This is a genomic window from Demequina sp. NBRC 110053, from assembly GCF_002090095.1.
Classification (GTDB): Bacteria; Actinomycetota; Actinomycetes; order Actinomycetales; family Demequinaceae; genus Demequina.
Map to the genome: position 1 here is coordinate 342,420 of NZ_BBRJ01000002.1, position 17,451 is coordinate 359,870.

Here is a 17,451-nt window from a genome sequence, read left to right on the forward strand (position 1 = left end):
TGGTCTGGTGCTTCTTCAATGATTTCCTTACTGCGCGATGGAGAAGTAGTCGAACCGCACCGTGGGCGTCACCGTCTGGTTGCTGGTGCCCAGCGTGTACAGTCCCACGGGCCCAGCTGCCGCAGCAGCGTTGGTGTGGGTCGGCGTGAACGGCGTCCACGTCTCCCCATCCACGCTGAACGACCCGCTGAAGACGTTACCCGTCTTCGTGAGACGCAGCCACACGTCGCCCGTGGCAGCAGCCACGTCGATGTTCGGCTGCGGGTTCTGGACCGTTCCGCCGATCTCGCTGCGGAACTCCATGTTGACGTCGCGGGCGCCGCCCACGGCGTTGGTGACCACCAGGTCGAGCTTGACGTAGTTGTCGTCGTCGGCACGGGCGATGAGGCCCGCCTGCTGGTACTGGTGCACCAGCTCCGACGTGTCGACCATCGTCTCGACAGTCCAGTCGCCCTCAAGCTCCTGCACCACGAAGTTGGTCACCGTGGAGTTGTTGGTTCCGTAGATGTCGGTCGGAGCGGTGTCGATCTCCAAGAACCCGTCCGCCACGCGATAGGCGTTGGCGTCCTCGTTCACGACAGTCCAGCGGCACTCCTCGAGGGAGTCACCGTCGAACTGGTCGTCCGGCAGGCAGACCGGCTCGTCGCCGACCACCGTGAAGTAGTCGAAGGCGACCGTCCGGGACTCCGAACCCTGGTTCGGGTGGCCCAGTGCGTAGACGCCCACCTGACCCGCGGCCGCGACCGCGTTGGTGAACTCCTCCGCGAACGGAACCCACGTCTCGCCGTCGACGCTGTACGCGCCGGAGAAGACGTCGCCGGTCTTCGACAGTCGGAACCAGATCATTCCGTCCTCGAGGGTGGCGTCGAGGTTCGGCTGCGGAGTCTGGACCTCGCCGCCGATCTCGCTGCGCATCTCGATGTTCGTGTCCAGTGCCTGTCCGCCCTGGTTGACCGCGAGGTAGTCGATCTTGACGTAGTTGTCATCGTCGGCCAACGCGATCAGTCCGGCCTGCTGGTACTGGCGGTCGATCGTCGAGACGTCCACCGCCGTCTCCACGGTCCAGTCACCCTCGAGGTCCTGCACCACGAAGTTCGTGACTCCGGAGCCTCCCTCGTAGATGTCAGCCGAGGAGGTGTCGATCTCCAGGTTCCCTCCGGTCACGCGGTAGGCCGTGTCGTCCTCGTTGATGATGGTCCACCGGCAGTCGTCCAGGGCGTCGCCCTCGAACTCGTCGTTGGGCGAGACCACCTCGTCACACTCGGAAGGCACGTACTCGGGAATGTCGGTGCTCGCGACGTCGGACTGGTTGCCCGCTGCGTCGGTCGCACGCGCCGTGATCGTCTGCGCTGCGTTGGACAGCTCCACGTCAGCCGTGAACTCGGTCCACTCGCCGCCGTCGATCTGGTACTCCAGCAGCTCGACCCCGCTCGCCTCGTCGTCACCCGTCACCGTGAAGGTGCGGGGCTCGGACGAGAGCTCGGTGTCGATCGACGCCGTGGGAGCCGTGCCATCGATCTTGAACGACACGGACTCGGTCACCGTGGCGGTGTCGGGGTTGGTCGCGCGCACCTCGGCGGTGTGCTCGCCATCCTCGGACACCTCGACTGCCTCGGTGAACGCCACCCAGTCGCCGCCGTCAAGGCTGATCGCGAGCTGGGCGCCGGCCTCGCCGCCGCCGGTCGCGGTGGCGTCCACCGTCACCGACGAGGTGTACCAGTCCGCACCACCATCGGGCTCGGCGGGCGAGACGGTGACGCTCAGCTCGAGCGGCTCCACCTCTTCCGTCGGTCCGAACTGCAGGTGGAAGCGGTACAGGAACGCTGCCATCGCGTCACGGGTGGTCTCGTTGAACGGACGGAACTCGAATCCGCCGTCCACTTCCCAGCCGCGCGTGATGCCGGTGTCAGCCAGCCACGTGATCTCCGTGTAGAACTCCGTGCTGTCCTCCGTGATGTCCAGGAACGGAGACTCCTCGGGGGCGTCCCACTCGGGCTCACCTGCGTAGCGGTAGAGGAACGCCGCCATCGCGTCGCGAGTGATCTCGCTCTCGGGACGGAACTCCTGACCCCTCGGCGTGTCCCAGCCGAGCGTGATGCCCTGCTCGGCCAGCCACAGGATCTCCTCGTAGAACTCCGTGTTCGAGGGCGTGACGTCCACGAACGGAGAGCCACCGGAGGTGTCCACCTCAGGCTCACCTGCGTAGCGGTAGAGGAACGCCGCCATCGCATCACGGGTGATCTCGTTCTCGGGACGGAACTCGAACACGTCGGGCGCGATCTCCCATCCACGCGTGATGCCGCGCGATGCGAGCCACAGGATCTCCGTGTAGAACTCCGTGTTCGTGTGGTTCACGTCGACGAAGGCGCCAGAGCCGTAGGCAGGAACGTAGGAGTTCGCCGTCGCGGACAGGTTGCCCGCCTCGTCGAAGGCCCGCGCCCTGATGGTCTGAGCGTCATCGGTCAGGTCGACCTCGTCCGTGTAGTCCATCCAGTTGCCGCCGTTGATGCGGTACTCGATGGCGTCCACGCCGCTGCCGTCGTCCTCGGCCGTCAGCACCAGGGTGCGGGGCTGCTCGGCGAAGTCGATCTCGATGTCCACCGTCGGGACGGTGGTGTCGATCTTGAACGACACGGACTCCTCGACGGGCTCGGCCCCGGAGCCGGAGGCGCGCACGTCGACCGTGTGCTCTCCGTCCGTCGCGACCTCGACGGGAGCGGTGTACTCGCTCCAGTCGCCGCCATCGATGCGGTACTCACGGTAGACGGTGGACTCGCCGCCGCCGGTCGTGGTGGCCGTCACCGTCACCGGGGACACGTACCAGTCGTTGTCGCCGTCAGCGGTCTCAGGCGAGACCGTGACGTCGAGCTCGATGGGCTCCACCTCGGTGCCGAGCTTTCGGAAGTAGTCGAAGTAGACGGTCGGAGTGACAGTCTGGTTGTTCGTTCCGAGAGCGAACGGACCCACCTTGTTGGCGGCCGCAGCGCCGGCGTTGGTCATCTGGTCCGGGAAGTCGGTCCAGGTCTCGCCGTCGGCACTCATCGAACCGGTGAAGACATCGCCGGTCTTGGTCATCCGCAGCCACACGATGCCGTTGGCAGGAGCGGAGAGCTGCTGTGCGCCCGCCGTCACATTGCCGTCGACCTCGCTGAGGATCTCGATGCCGGTGGCCTTGTTGCCGCCCACGGCGTTGGTCGCCACCAGATCCAGCTTGACGTAGTTGTCGTCGTCGGCACGGGCGATGAGCCCGCCCTGCTGGTACTGGTGCGTCAGCTCCGACGTGTCGACCTTGGTCTCCACCGTCCAGTCACCCGACATCTGCTGCATCACGAAGTTCGTGACACCGGTGCCGTCCTGGTAGATGTCGCCCGCGGCCGGGTCGATCTCGAGCATGCCGTCGGTCACGCGGTACGCCGAGGCGTCCTCGTTCTCCACGGTCCAGCGGCACGCGTTGAGCGAGTCACCGTCGAACTCATCGTTCGGACCGGTGTCCGAGGCGGTGTCGTCCGGCGTGATGTAGAACCAGTCGAACTCCGCGTTGACGATGGCGTCGTCGTTGTCGGCCCCGGCGAGTGCCAGCAGACCGATCTTCGGGTCGACGATGTCACCCATCGGGTACGTGGTCCCGATCGTGGTGAACTCGTTGCCGTCGTCGGAGTACGACGCGGTGAGCGTCGTCCCGTCGCTCGTCAGGCGAACCCAGACGGTGTCGGGGTAGCCAGCGCCCAGCGCCGGAGTGTTGGTCTCCGGGGTGGTGCCGTTCGTCTCGCGAGCGAACTGGAACACGCGGTTCGCGGCAGATGCGTCGCGAGCCTGGATCACCATCTTGGCGTAGTTGTCGTCGTCACCGTAGACGACCAGACCAGCCTGCTGGTACTCGTTCCGAGCCTCGATCGAGACCTTGGTCGTCGCCTCCCACGCGCCGGCAGGAAGGTCCTGCAGGACGATGTTGGGCGTGTCATCACCGCTGTTCTGGTAGATGTCGGTCTGAGTGGCGGGGATGATCAGGTGGCCATCCGCGACGCTCAGGGACTGGTCGATGCGAACCGACCTGTTCCAGCGGTCGGTGTCGAGCGCGTCACCCGTGAAGTCGTCCGAGCGGCCGTCGAAGCACAGCTGCGCGGCGCCCTCGACCGTGATCTGGACATACTCCTCGTTGAAGATGCCCGACTCGTCGTAGGCACGCACCCGGAGCACGTACTGGCCGGGGGTGTCGTAGGTGAACGACTCGGCCTCGGTGCCGGCCACGAAGCCCTCACCGGTGCCCTGGTTCCACTCGAGCGTGACGTCCTCGCCCTCCGGGTCGGAGGCCGTAGCCGTGGCGTTCACGGTGAGCGGCGCGGTGCCGGTCACGGTGTCCACCTGGAGGTCGAGGTCGGGAACGGAGTTGCCGTCCACGCCATCGCCGATCCACTCGAAGTAGTTGACGTTCACGCCGCCCGACATGAGCACGAAGTACAGCTCTCCGGACTCCGAGGGAAGCTCCCCGAGAGTGGCGTCGAAGTACTCGTAGTCCTGCCAGTCGCCCGTGGCCGTGAAGTCGATCTCGCCGATCTCGTCTCCGTCAGGAGCGTTCCAGCGAATCGAGATCGTGCCGTCGCTGTCAAGGGATGCGAGGCGTGCGCGCATGCCGTCGACTCCCTTGAAGTTGATGGGCTCGTACGACCACCAGTCGCCCGGCTCGATGTTCGAGACGTTCTGGCCCTGGTCGAGGTCGCCGTTGTCCTCCACGTCCACGCCAGCACCGGTGTTCCCGGGGAACTCCTCGGTCACGACGCCGGTCGCGTCGAAGAACTCCGCCTCGAGGCGCTTGGGGTTGAGGATGTTGGTGTTCGAGGCCTGGAGCGGAACGCCCACCTCGCCACCGTCATCGGTGTACGAGACGTCCACGACCCAGAAGATGTCCTCGGTGATGCCGTGGCCCTCGTCGCGGATGGTCGGGATGACTCCCGTGCACCCGGTCAGAGCGTCAGAGGGGTGCTGGTGCGCGGCGTGGCCCAGGGCGGGGAGCACGTCCACGTTCTCGCAGACGACCTCGCCGTCAGGGTCCGTCACCGTCACCTGGTACTCGACCTCGTCGCCCCAGGTGAAGAAGCCACCCTGCTCGGGGAAGTCGATCGTCACCGTCGGTGCGGCGTTGCCCACGACGATCCGCACGTTGGCGGTGGCCGTCAGGCCGTTCTCGTCCGTCACCGTGAGCTGAGCGGTGTAGTCGCCCTGCTCGGTATAGGTGTGCGTGGGGTCGGCCTCGGTGCTGGTCGCGCCGTCGCCGAAGTTCCACTCGAGCGTGTAGTCGAGCAGTGCGGGGTGACGCGTCCCCTCGGAGGAGAAGTTCACCGTGAGCTCGTCGCCGGCACCGTTGGTGACGTCGGCGGACGCCCGCGCGATCGGAGACGGGTTGCCCTCCACATAGTCCACGCGGTAGATGCCCGAGCCGGGGTTGTTGGTGCCGTAGCCCACACCCCAGTCGATGATGTAGAGCGAGCCGTCGGGCCCCCACTGGGCGTCCATGACCTGGTCCCAGTCAGGGTTGTCGGCGATCAGGCCAGGCAGCAGCGGCGTGATCGTGGTGATGTCGTCGCGCTCGTCCGTCATGGTGATGACGAACGCCTCGCCGTTGTTCCAGTCACCCAGGAAGGCCTTGCCGTCCCAGTAGGCGGGGAACTTGGTGTCCGACACCAGGTCAGGGTCGTACTTGTACACGTCGCCGCCCATGGGAGCTCCGGTGTAGCCGTTGCTTCCCACGATGGGGAACGGGTTGTCCTGCGCTCCGCGCTCGCCGTAGTACTCGGGGTAGATCACCGGAGGCAGCACGGACATGCCGGTGTTGTTGGGGCTGTCGTTCGTGGGTCCTGCCGGGTCGAACTGCGGGCCCGACGTGTTGTTGGCGAAGTTCCAGTCGTTGTAGCACTTCACGCCGTGGCAGTACGGCCAGCCATAGTTGCCAGGCTCGTCGACGATGTTCCACTCGGTGGTGCCGGCGGGGCCACGGTTGGGGTTGGCCGAGCCGGCGTCCGGCCCGTAGTCGCCCACGACGATCGCACCGGAGTAGGGATCGAGCCCGATGCGGAACGGGTTGCGGAAGCCCATGGCGTAGATCTCGGGACGGGTCTCGTCCGCGGTGTCATCGGCCTCGTCGAAGAGGTTGCCCTCCGGGATCTCGTAGCCGCCCTCGTCGAGGGGCGTGATGCGCAGCACCTTGCCGCGCAGGTCGTTGGTGTTCGCGGACGTCCGCTGCGCGTCCCAGGCGGAACGCCCGGCACGCTCGTCGATCGGCGAGTAGCCGCTCGAGTCGAACGGGTTGGTGTTGTCGCCCGTGGCGAGCACCAGGTTGCCGTCGAGGTCGAAGACCATGTCTCCACCAGCGTGGCAGCACTCGTCGCGCTGGGTCTCGACCATCATGATCAGGGTCTCGCTCGACGGGTCGAAGGTCCCGGAGACCGGGTCGTACGTGAAGCGCGAGATCCGGTTGTGCGGACCGTCGGTGCCCACGTTGGCGGGCGACCAGTAGATGAAGGCGTGGTTGTTCGTCTCGAACTCGGGGTCGAGAACCATGCCGAGCAGGCCGTCCTCGTTGCCGTTGGTGACGTTGAGGTTCAGCGCGGTCGAGGTCTGGTTGGTCTCGGGGTCGATGCGCAGCAGCTCGCCGTTGCGCTCGAGGTAGAAGACCGTACCGTCCTGCGCGACGTTGAGGGACATGGGGTTGCGCGTGTCCTCGTCGAGGGGGACGAGCTCGTACGCGTCGCTGTCCGTGGCGTTGCAGTCGGAGGGGACCACGCCGGCCGCGGTGCGGATTCCCTCGAGCACGTGGCTCAGGAACTCCGGCTCGCTGAACGACGCGCCGGTGTGTCCGCCACCCGTGTACCAGGAACGGCCGCCGTCGTAGTTGTGGCACCAGGCGATCGGGTGATCGCCCATGTCCAGGTTGCCGACGGAGTACGTGTCCTCATCGAGGCTGGCCAGCACGTGGACGTCCTCACGCGGGTTCTCACCGAATGAGTACCACTCGTCCGTGCGGTTCCACACCGCAGGGAGATGCTCCGTCGACGGGTGCGCGAAGTCCTCGACCAGGACGTCAGCGTTCGGCGTGCCCGGCGGGTGCCCATCGAAGTAGGCGCCCACCAGCCCGCCGTACCACTCCCAGTCGTACTCCGTGTCGGAGGCGGCGTGGATTCCCGCGTAGCCTCCGCCGTTCTGGATGTACTGCTCGAAGGCGGCCTCCTGGGTCGCATCGAGAACGTTGCCCGTGGTCGAGAAGAAGATGACGACGTCGTAGTTGGCGAGGTTCTCCTCCGTGAACACGGTGGCGTCCTCGGTCGCGGTCACCTCGAAGCCGTGCTGCTCGCCGAGATCCTGGATGGCGGCGATGCCCGTCGGAATGTTCGGGTGGCGATAGCCCTCGGTCTTCGTGAACAGCAGCGCGTCGAAGCCGGGGGCCTCGTCGCCGACTGCCGCGGCGATGGGCGCAGCCTGCGTCGCGGCGGGGAGAGTGCTCGCCGGGGCTGATGCGGGGGCAGAGGTTGCTGCTTGCGCAGGCGCGGCTGTGGCCATGGCCAACAGTCCGATCAATGCTGCGCTTCCGACGGCTGACAAGAGCCGCTTGCGGGTGGGATGTACGGCGTTGTACAAGGTGTCCTCCTGGACTGCGCTTCGATGCGACGTTCTTACTGCTGGCAGGTCCGACTGCAGACAGCACAATCGAATCCTGAGCCCAACCTAGGAAACCTTTGGGCGGAAGTCAACACAAAGGTGTCACAGGTTGGTCACAAGTCTCGCGATCCCCGGCCCATCGTGATCGCGGCTGGCGTGCAAGGTCGCTCGGGTGCACGAAAATTGGCGTGCCCCGGCCCTTTCTCCCCTTGAATCCAGCGTTGTTGCCGCGTAGAGCGGGCCGGGCACGCACGGGCTCGGCCCGTCATTCGCGCCTTCCGCTCCGCCCCCTCGGAGCCCAAGAACGGCGAGGCGAGACGGAGAACCGTCGTATGGCGCGCGACTTTTGCCAAAGTCCGTCATAAGTGCGCGACGGCGCTGATCAGCCTGGGACCGCGCATGTCAACCGCGGAAGGATCGGGCCGAGCGCTGGGTCGCCCAGGCCACGACTTGGGTGCGCCGCTGCAGGCCCATCTTTGCAAGGATGCTCGTCACATGGTTCTTCACGGTCTTCTCCGCGATGCCGAGCGAGTCCGCGATCTCCTTGTTGGATCGCCCCTCGCCCACGGCGTGGACGATCTTGCGCTCCGTGGGAGTCAGCGCGGCGATGACGTCGTCCTCGTGCACGTCGATGTGCTGGCCGTGCTCGCGCCCGCTCGCGGCGTCTCGTACGGTCTGCGCGATCTGCGCCGAGCTCGCCGTCTTCGCCACGAAGGCATCCGCGCCCGCCGCGCGGGCCGCCTCCCTGGCGCTGTCGTCGTCGTAGCTCGTGAGCACGACGATGTGGACCAGCGGATGGTTCGTGCGAACGTGCTCGACCACGTCGAGTCCGGTCCCGTCCGGGAGGCGGAGGTCCGTGAGGAGCACATCGGGGCGGACCGCGTCGACGCGCCTGATCGCCTGGGCGACGTTCGCGGCCTCGGCGACGACCTCGATCCCGTCCGCCCGGTCGAGCACATCGCAGATCCCACGCCGCACCACCTCGTGGTCGTCGAGCACCAGCACGCGCACGTCAGGCATAGCTGGCATCGTATCGCCCGCGCCCTTCCGTTCCGCGCGGCGCGCGGAGATCGCGCCTAGCCTGGTCGCATGGGCGTTCGCCGTGCCTTCCCCATCGTCACCACACACGACCTGACGCGTCTGGTGGCGTTCTACCGCGCAGCCTTCGACGCCCGGCAGACGTACGCCTTCCCAGACGACGGGGGCGACGTCCTGTACGTGACGCTCGCCATCGGGTATTCGGAGCTGGGCGTCGGCTTCGAAGAGGGCCCCGCGCGCGGCCACGCGGGAGCCTCGCTGTGGCTGTACGTCGATGATGTCGACGAGAGCTACCGCCGCGCGCTCTCCGCAGGTGCTGAGAGCGTGCGGGGTCCCGCCGCCATGCCGTGGGGCGAGCGCGTCGCGCAGGTGCGCGATCCGGACGGTCTCGAGATCAACCTCGGACAGGAGCCCTAGTCAGGCGACTGGCTGAGGTGCGAGGAGCGTAGCGGCGTTGGCACGTCGCGCACCAATGCGTGGCGCGACCGCCGATGCTCTCGCGCCGCAGAGGGCGCCCGCACCTCCGGCACGGCTCGCCGCCGCGCCCGTACGCCTCGAGGGAACGCGAGAAGTACCCGGACTCGCCGTTGACGTTGACGTAGAGCGCGTCGAAGCTGGTGCCGCCCTGCACGAGCGCGCGGGCCATGACGGCGCAGCTCGCGTCGAGCAGGACGCGCGCCTGGGAGGCGCTGACCGCGTGGGCCGGCCTCTCGGGATGCACCCGCGCGATCCACAGAGCCTCGTCCGCGTAGATGTTGCCGATGCCGCTGACGAGGGTCTGATCGAGCAGCACCTGCTTGATCCCGCGCGCGCCGCGCCTCCAGGCGCGCGACGCAGCGGCGGCGTCGAGGCGAGGGTCCAGCGCGTCGCGACCGATGTGCGCGACGGAGCTCGGCAGAGCTGCGAGTTCCGAGCCCGCTCCCCCAGCCAGCGCATCGGCAGTCTCCACCAGCGGCTCGACGTGGAGGTAGCCGAAGGTGCGCTGATCGAGGAAGTCCAACGTCAGATCAGTCCCGTCGCGGTCGAGCGAGAGCCTCGCGCGACAGTGCGGATGCGGCTCGGGAGGCGCGCCCTCGTGGACGCGGAACTGTCCCGACATCCCCAGGTGCGCTGACAGCGCCTCGGCGGGCTCCGCCTCGTCGCCGTGTACCAAGGGCAGCCATAAGAACTTGCCGCGCCTGGCTACGGCGCCGATGCGCGCATCGGCCGTCATGGCCGCGAACTGTGCGGCGCCGCCGGGCAGCAGCCTCACGCACGAGTCGCGACGCACGTGCGCGGCGACGATGCGCGAGCCGGTGATCAAGGAGTCGAGGCCGGCGCGGACCGTCTCGACCTCGGGCAGCTCAGGCACGCGCGACCGCGTCAGTCGGCGGCGGCCGTGACGGCCGTGATGACGGCGTAGGCGGCTTGCGCCGCCTCCTGCTCGGCGTGCTTCTTGGCGGTGCCCGTGCCGGTCCCGAGCACCCGACCGTCGATGGTCACGGTCGCGGTGAACGTGCGCGCGTGATCCGGTCCCGTGCCATCGGCGGCGTAGGTCGGTGCGCCCAGGCCCCGTTCGGCGCACGCCTCCTGAAGAGAGGTCTTCCAGTCGAGCGCGACGCCCGAGCTCGCGGCAGTCGCCAGGGTGGGCGTCATGAGCCTCAGGATGACCTCGCGCGCGACCTCGATGCCATGCGTCAGGTAGACGGCGCCGAAGACCGCCTCGAGGGCATCGCACAGGATCGAGTCCTTGTCCGCTCCGCCCGTGGCGGTCTCCCCCTTGCCCAGCAGGACGCACGGACCGAGCTCGAGCTCGCGCGCGACGACGGCGAGCGCACGCTGTGACACGGACGCGGCCCGCATCTTCGCGAGCTCGCCCTCGGGCAGGTCGGGGTGATCGCGGTAGAGGCGATCGGTGACGACGATGCCGAGCACCGAGTCCCCCAGGAACTCGAGGCGCTCGTTCGTCGGAAGCCCGCCCGCCTCGTAGGCGAACGAGCGATGCGTCAGGGCAAGCACCAGGAGCTCGGGGTCGACGACGACCCCGAGCCGGTGCGCCAGGGCGTCGGCCGCGGCCTGCCCTGGAATGCTCATCTGCTCACCTCGCGCGCGTGGCGCGGGTCTCAGCCCTCGTGCTCGGTGCGCACGGCCTCGGCGTACTGGCGACCGTTGTAGGCGCCGCACGACGGGCATGCGACGTGCGCGAGCTTCTCAGCCCTGCACGCCGGGCACGTGGTGAGGTTCGCAGCGGTGGTCTTCCACTGGGAGCGGCGGGCACGCGTGTTCGAACGCGACATCTTGCGCTTGGGAACTGCCACGGCTAACTCTCTTTCTGTTCTGTCAAGCTCTGGAGTGCCGACCACCTCGGGTCGATCACGTCGTGGGCGTGGTCGGGATCGTCCGCGAGCCGTGCGCCGCACTGGTCGCACAGGCCCGGGCAGTCCGGCCGGCACAGCGGGGTGAACGGCAGCTGAGTCACCACCGCGTCCCGCACCACCTCCTCGAGATCGATGGCCTCGCCATCGAACTCGAAGACGTCCTCCGGCTCCTCGTCCTCGTCACTCACCTGAGGATCGTCGAACGCGAACAGTCCCTGGACCGGAGCCACGACCTGCTGTCGCACCTCGTCCAGGCATCGCCCGCACTCGCCGACGGCCTCAGCCGTGACGGTTCCGGAGACCCAGATGCCCTCGGACACGGACTCGAGACTCACATCGAGGCTCAGTTCCGCGCCCTCCGGCACGCCGATCACGTCGGTGCCGAGAACCGCGGGGGCCGGAAAGACCTCGCTCACCGTCTTCTGCGTGCCTGGGCGGCGCGCCAACTCCCTCGCGGGAATGCGAAACGGTGAGGGAGCGGGACGCTGCGACATTCGCGACTCCCATCCTTCCGGTCCTCCTGGACCTCAGCCCGTGCTCGATCGGCAGGACCGGCGCACTACTCTACGCGATGAGGGGCCCTGCTCTCAACCTGGCGCTCAGCCCGGGGCCGCCACCAGGCCGCCGCTACGCACCAGTGTCTCGCGCGAGGGCCCTCGCGACCGCATCGGCGACGCCCTCCGGCACGTAGGCGGAGATGTCTCCGCCGTGGCGTGCGACGTCGCGCACGAGCGACGAGGCCACGTGGCTCAGGGCATTGTCGCCCGTGACGAACACCGTCTCGATGCCGGTGAGCGAGCGGTTCATGAGCGCCATCGGCCGCTCGTAGTCGTAGTCTGCGCCGCCACGCAGACCCTTCACGATCGCGCCCGCGCCGCGCTCCGAGCAGAAGTCCACCAGCAGTCCGTCGACCACCTCGACGCTCACCCCGGCGATCCCGCTCGTCGCCGCGGCGGCCAGCTCGACGCGCTGGTCGACGCTCAGCAGCGGCGTCTTGGTCGAGTTGTGCGCGACGCCGATCACCACGGAGTCGAACAGCGCCCGCGCGCGGCGCGCGATGTCGACGTGACCGAGCGTCACGGGATCGAAGGTGCCGGGCAGGACGGCGATGGTCATGGCTCGACGCTACCGGAGCCGACCGTGGCTCATCCACCATTGAGAGACGCGGGGCGCGCGAGACCGACGGCCAGGCGCGGCTGCGGCGCTCAGGCGGGGATGCCCGAGTCAGCACCGGCTCAGCGTCGCCCCGCCCAGTGCAGTCGGGTCTCGCCGTAGTCCTTCTCCCGGACCGGCTCGATCTCGGCCGGCCATGGCGCGTCCCCCGCACGCGACGACCATTCGAGCACCACCGGCGCACCATGCGCGAGACGCGGCGCGAGGGCGGCGAGCACCGCCGCGAGGTCGTCGCGGGCGATGTCGTACGGCGGGTCGAGCAGCGCGACGTCCCACGAGTCCGAGGTCCGGCGCAGGTAGCTGAGCGCCTTCTCGCGCACGAGCGCCGCCTGCGCACCGAGGCCCAGGTCGCGCGCATTGCGTTGCAGCACTCGTGCGGCCGGGCTCGCCGCCTCCACGAAGGTCGCGTGGGCCGCGCCGCGGCTGAGCGCCTCGAGGCCCAGTGCTCCCGAGCCCGCGAAGAGATCGATGACGCGCGCCCCGCGCAGCGCGTCATCGTGATCCAGCCGCGAGAACAGCGCCTCGCGCACGCGGTCGGTCGTGGGCCTGGTGCCGCGTGGGGGCACGGCGATGCGGCGCCCACCCAGGGTGCCGGCGATGATGCGGGTCACGGCGCCACTCTACGCACGACCTCATCGCTCGCGCGCTCGAGCACGTGGCCCCGTTGCGGTCACTCGTGGCGGTGCACCACCTGCGCGGAGGTCTGGTCTCGAGGCATGACGAGCATGCTGTCGATGTTGACGTGCGAGGGCAGCGAAGCGATCCAGCGGACCGTCTCCGCGATGTCCTCCGCAGTCAAGGGGTCCATGCGCTCGTACAGCGCTGCCGCGCGCTGCTCGTCGCCACCGAAGCGCACGACGGAGAACTCCGTCTCGACCATCCCTGGGTCGATCTGCGAGACCCGGACGGGCTGCCCGCCGAGCTCGATCCTCAGCACACGCGTCATCGCGGCCACCGCGTGCTTGGCCGCGTTGTAGCCCGCGCCACCGCGATAGGGCTCACGCGCCGCGATCGAGCCGATCGTCACGACGATGCCGTCGCCGGAGGCCACGATCGCCGGCAGCAGCGCCCGCGTCACCCGGAGCGTTCCCATGACGTTCATCTCGAACATGCGCAGCCACTCGGCGTCGTCGGCGTCGGCCACCGAGGCGGTGCCGAGCGCGCCCCCGGCGTTGTTGACCAGCAGGTCGCAGCGCTCGACTCGGGATGCGAATGCCGCGACGGACTGCGGGTCCGTGACGTCCAGATGCAGCGCAAGTCCTCCGAGCTCGCCCGCGAGCGCCTCGAGGCGGTCGATCCGGCGGGCACCGAGCACGACCCTCCACCCGTCGGCCGCGAGCGCGCGGGCGGTCGCCGCCCCGATCCCGCTGCTGGCTCCGGTCACGACGGCTGTGCGTGTGGTCATGGCGTCTCCTTGGGTGCGTGGGCGGCCGTCATCCTCGCTCGAGGAAGCTCTCGCGGTCCTCGCCGAGCCACGTGTCGATGGCCGATGCGAGGGCAGGGTTGCGGTCGAGGCTCGGATCCTCGGCGACGATGGCTCGCGCGATGGCGCGGGCATCGTCGATGACCGCGGCGTCGCGCACGACGCGCAGAAGCCGCAGCGAGTTGCGCCCGCCCGACTGCGCGGAGCCGAGCACGTCGCCCTCGCGCCGCAGCTCGAGATCCTTCTCCGCGAGAACGAAGCCGTCCGTCGTCGACGCGAGCGCGGCGAGGCGGTCGCGGGCCGCCGTACCTTCTGGAGCGCGGGACACGAGCAGGCACACGCTGGGTAGCGAACCGCGTCCCACTCGCCCTCGCAGCTGATGCAGCTGCGAGATCCCGAACCTCTCGGCGTCCAGGATCACCATCATGGTGGCGTCGGCCACGTCGACGCCCACCTCGATGACCGTGGTCGACACGAGCACGGGCGCATCGCCTCCCGCGAAGGCGGCCATCGCGGCGTCCTTGTCCTCCGCGCTCAGGCGGCCATGCATCATTCCGATGCGCACGCCGGCGAGCTCGGGACGCTCCGCGAGCAGCGCTGCCGTCTGGGCGACCGACGCCAGTGGCGCCCGCGCCGCGCCGCGACTCTCGGCAGCCACGTCGAGAAGCGCGCCGTCGTGTTCGCCCGCCGCGCCCTCGGGGTCCGCCACGGTGTCGGCCGCGTCCTGGGCATCGTGGACGGCATCGTCGTCGGCGTCGATGCGCGGACACACCACGTACACGCGGCGACCCGCGTCGACCTCCTCCCGCACACGCGCCCAGGCGCGCGCGAGCCACGCGTCGTTGTCCGCCGGGACCACGTGGGTCGCCACGTCGGCCCGATGCGCTGGCTTCTCGGTCAGCAGTGAGGTCTCGAGGTCGCCGAAGACCGTCATCGCGACGGTCCTCGGAATGGGCGTGGCCGTCATGACGAGCATGTGGGGCGGGTGGTCGCTGCGAGCACGCAATGCGTCCCGCTGCTCGACCCCGAAGCGGTGCTGCTCGTCGACCACCACGAGCCCGAGATCCGCGAACTGCACGCCCTCGCTGAGGAGGGCGTGCGTGCCGACTACGATGCCCGCCACCCCGGAGGCGGCCTCCGCAAGCGCCGCGCGCCGCGCCTTGGAGCCTTGGGAGCCCGTCAGCAGCGTCAGGCGCGTCGCACGGTCCGCTCCCCCCAGCATCCCGCCGTGCGCAAGGGGGCCCATGAGCTGCTCGAGCGTGCGCAGGTGCTGCGCGGCGAGCACCTCCGTGGGCGCCAGCAGCGCCGCCTGGCCGCCGGCATCGACCACCTGGAGCATCGCGCGCAGCGCCACCACGGTCTTGCCCGCCCCGACGTCGCCTTGGAGCAGGCGGAGCATGGGGGTCGACCTCGCGAGGTCTGCCGCGATGGTCTCACCAACGTCACGCTGCGAGCCGGTCAGCGGGAACGGCAGCCGCGCGTCGAGATCGGCGCGCAGGCCGTCGGCTCGCGATGCACGCGGCACCGCCGCGAGCGCCTCCCGCGCCGCCCTGCGGCGTGCGAGCGCCGTCTGGAGCACCAGCGCCTCCTCGAAGCGCAGCCGGTCGCGTCCGCGCTGCCAGTCCGCCTCCTCGGCAGGGACGTGGACGTGCCGCATCGCCTGGAGCAGGGTGGGCAGGCCACGCTCGTTCCGCACGGCCGCGGGAATCGGGTCGAGGACATCGCTCTCGGTGAGCGGATCGAGCACGGTACGCACGGACCGCCCGATGCGCCACGTGGGCACCGCCGCGGCGGCCGGATAGATCGGGATGGGCCGGGACGCCTCGAACACGGCCTCGTCCTCGTCGGCGGCATCCAGCCCCACGATCAGGTAGTCGGGATGCGTGAGCTGGCGTCGGCCGCGATAGTCGCCGACCGTGCCCGTGAACAGACCCGTGCTTCCCGGCTTGAGCTTGGACTCGTGCATGCGCAGCACCCCGGGCCGTTTGGCGAAGAAGGTCAGCTGCAGGGTGTCGGCGCCATCGGTCACGACGGCCTTGAGCATCGCGCCGCCGCGCGAGCGCATGGAACGCACCTGAGCGGTCCGCACCCGAGCCATGACGGTGACGTGCTCTCCGCTGGCCAGCGCGCCGATCGGCGTCAGCTCGCCCGGGCTGCCGTAGCGGCGCGGATAGTGGCGCAGCAGGTCCTCGACGGTCTCGAGGCCCAGCTTCGCCAGCCCGCCGGCCGTGCGAGCGCCGAGCACCTTCGCGAGCGGCTCCGACAGCCGTGACTGCGTGGCGGTCACCGTCGCCGTTCCACCCCGATGAGGACACCAGGCGCGTCCTGCAGGCCGTGGTAGACGTTGACATCCGCGCCGGGGGCCGTGCCGTGGACCGACAACCGCACGGCGTCGGCCACCGCCTCGGGGATGCCGGAGGCGAGGATGAGCGTCACGACCTCGGTGTCGCGGTCGATCATGCGATCGACGTCCTCGTCGAGAGCGTCCCCTGTCGACTGGCCGACGGACGTCGCCCCTGCGGCGTGGGCCATCTGCTCAGCGATGTCCTGTCCTGGTGTCGTGAGCGCGGCGGCGGCCACCGCTGCGATCACCTGGGCCTCGTGCTGCGCGTCGAGCACCGTCAGCGCAGGCTTGCGGCGCTTGCGAGCGAGCTCCTCGGCAGCGGCGCGCAGCGCGGGGTGGCCCGCGACCACGACCGCCGCGGAGGAGGACGCGTCCTTCACGGCGCGACGCAGCGACCGACGCTTGAGGGCGGTCGGGTCAGGGACCACGAGCACCACGGCGCCCGCGTCCGCGAGCGGCTCGGCGATGCCGGGGCAGGACGTCAGGGCGACGATGCCTGTCGCGGCGCGATCCGCGTCGTGACCGAGCCGAACGTTGCGCACCACGATCTGGTGCGCTCGCGAGGCGATGCCGCGCTCGACCGCGAGGTGCGGCTCGTCGGTGTGGACGTGGGCCTGCCACAGGTCGTGCGCGCCCGTCACGGCCACCGAATCCCCGATGGTCTCGAGCTCGCTGGTGAGCGCATCGCGGATGTCGTCGCGAGACGACGCCACGAACATCACCTCGTAGGCGCCCCCGTCGTCGCCGTGCACATGGCCGTCGCAGGAGTCGGTCGCCAGCACTCGTCCCCTGGCGTCCACCTCCCACTCGACCTCGTCGAGAGACTCGAGAGCGCTCGCCCCTGCCAAGGTCTCGGCGAGCATCTCCAGCTGCAGGACCAGTCCTGCGGCGCCGGCGTCCACCACGCCGGCCGCCCTGGCGCTCGGCAGCTGGTCGTGGGTGAGGGCGAGCGCCGCTCGGCCCGCGACCACCGCCGCGATCGCCGTGGCCTCGCGGCCGGCCCCGGCATCCACGGCATCTGCCGCTCCCTTGGCCGCCGCACGCGCCACGGTGAGGATGGTGCCTTCGACGGGCGACCCCACGGCTCGGTAGGCGGCATCCGATGCGGCGTCGAGCGACTGTGCGATCGCTGCGCCATCGACCGCGCTGAGTCCCCCACGCTCATCGATCGCGGACAGGAACCCCGTCAGGTACTGGCTGACGATCACGCCTGAGTTGCCCCTGGCACCCATCAGCGCGCCCCTGGCGAATGCCGCGACGACCTCCCGGTGGGTCGCATCGGTCGCCAGCTTGGCGACGGCGCGATTGCCCTCCTGCAACGTGAGGTAGAGGTTGGTGCCAGTGTCGGCGTCCGGCACGGGGAACACGTTGATGGCGTCGAGCCGATCGCGCGCATGCTTGACTGCGCGCGCGCCAGCATCCAGCCAGCTGCGCAGGTCTGCGCTCTCCGCCATCTCAGCCTCTCG

General features: G+C 69.3%; 12 protein-coding genes. 1 reads left to right on the top strand and 11 read right to left on the bottom strand.

From position 1 onward, the window contains the following. Positions 1-27: 27 nt before the first annotated feature. Positions 28-7,551 carry a ThuA domain-containing protein gene (locus B7K22_RS01680; protein ID WP_084038056.1) on the bottom strand — a complete coding sequence of 2,508 codons (7,524 nt, stop codon included), beginning with the start codon at positions 7,549-7,551 and terminating at the stop codon, positions 28-30. A gap of 501 nt (positions 7,552-8,052) precedes the next feature. After that, positions 8,053-8,670, bottom strand: coding sequence for a response regulator (locus B7K22_RS01685; protein WP_234983262.1), 618 nt, complete (start codon positions 8,668-8,670; stop codon positions 8,053-8,055). A gap of 69 nt (positions 8,671-8,739) precedes the next feature. Here B7K22_RS01685 and B7K22_RS01690 point away from each other — a divergent pair, with 69 nt between their 5' ends. Beyond that, complete coding sequence (locus tag B7K22_RS01690; protein WP_084038057.1) at positions 8,740-9,105, top strand: glyoxalase/bleomycin resistance/extradiol dioxygenase family protein; 366 nt, start codon at positions 8,740-8,742, stop codon at positions 9,103-9,105. Here B7K22_RS01690 and mutM read toward each other — a convergent pair. The 9 genes from mutM to B7K22_RS01735 all read right to left on the bottom strand — a co-directional run bounded on the left by mutM (position 9,083) and on the right by B7K22_RS01735 (position 17,439). Next, positions 9,083-10,039, bottom strand: a complete 957-nt coding sequence (mutM, locus tag B7K22_RS01695) for a bifunctional DNA-formamidopyrimidine glycosylase/DNA-(apurinic or apyrimidinic site) lyase (RefSeq protein WP_084038058.1) — start codon at positions 10,037-10,039, stop codon at positions 9,083-9,085. The genes B7K22_RS01690 and mutM overlap by 23 nt on opposite strands. 11 nt (positions 10,040-10,050) lie before the next feature. After that, a complete protein-coding gene (gene rnc / locus B7K22_RS01700; RefSeq protein WP_200807346.1) occupies positions 10,051-10,761 on the bottom strand; it encodes a ribonuclease III in 711 nt (236 codons plus the stop codon). Positions 10,762-10,790: 29 nt separating this feature from the next. Further along, on the bottom strand, positions 10,791-10,985 hold the full coding sequence (gene rpmF / locus B7K22_RS01705; RefSeq protein ID WP_084038060.1) for a 50S ribosomal protein L32: 195 nt from the start codon (positions 10,983-10,985) through the stop codon (positions 10,791-10,793). A 2-nt stretch (positions 10,986-10,987) separates the two neighbouring features. Next, positions 10,988-11,461, bottom strand: coding sequence for a DUF177 domain-containing protein (locus B7K22_RS01710; RefSeq protein WP_234983263.1), 474 nt, complete (start codon positions 11,459-11,461; stop codon positions 10,988-10,990). A gap of 211 nt (positions 11,462-11,672) precedes the next feature. Further along, complete coding sequence (gene coaD / locus B7K22_RS01715) at positions 11,673-12,161, bottom strand: pantetheine-phosphate adenylyltransferase (protein WP_084038062.1); 489 nt, start codon at positions 12,159-12,161, stop codon at positions 11,673-11,675. A gap of 119 nt (positions 12,162-12,280) precedes the next feature. Further along, positions 12,281-12,829 carry a 16S rRNA (guanine(966)-N(2))-methyltransferase RsmD gene (rsmD, locus tag B7K22_RS01720; RefSeq protein WP_084038063.1) on the bottom strand — a complete coding sequence of 183 codons (549 nt, stop codon included), beginning with the start codon at positions 12,827-12,829 and terminating at the stop codon, positions 12,281-12,283. A 59-nt stretch (positions 12,830-12,888) separates the two neighbouring features. Beyond that, on the bottom strand, positions 12,889-13,623 hold the full coding sequence (locus B7K22_RS01725; protein WP_084038064.1) for an SDR family NAD(P)-dependent oxidoreductase: 735 nt from the start codon (positions 13,621-13,623) through the stop codon (positions 12,889-12,891). 28 nt (positions 13,624-13,651) lie between these two features. After that, positions 13,652-15,928 carry an ATP-dependent DNA helicase RecG gene (locus tag B7K22_RS01730; protein WP_084038065.1) on the bottom strand — a complete coding sequence of 759 codons (2,277 nt, stop codon included), beginning with the start codon at positions 15,926-15,928 and terminating at the stop codon, positions 13,652-13,654. After that, the gene (locus B7K22_RS01735) at positions 15,925-17,439 is read right to left on the bottom strand and encodes a DAK2 domain-containing protein (RefSeq protein ID WP_084038066.1); all 1,515 of its coding nucleotides are present in this window, start codon (positions 17,437-17,439) and stop codon (positions 15,925-15,927) included. Before B7K22_RS01735 ends, B7K22_RS01730 begins: the two co-directional genes overlap by 4 nt. Between the last annotated feature and the right edge of the window lie 12 nt (positions 17,440-17,451).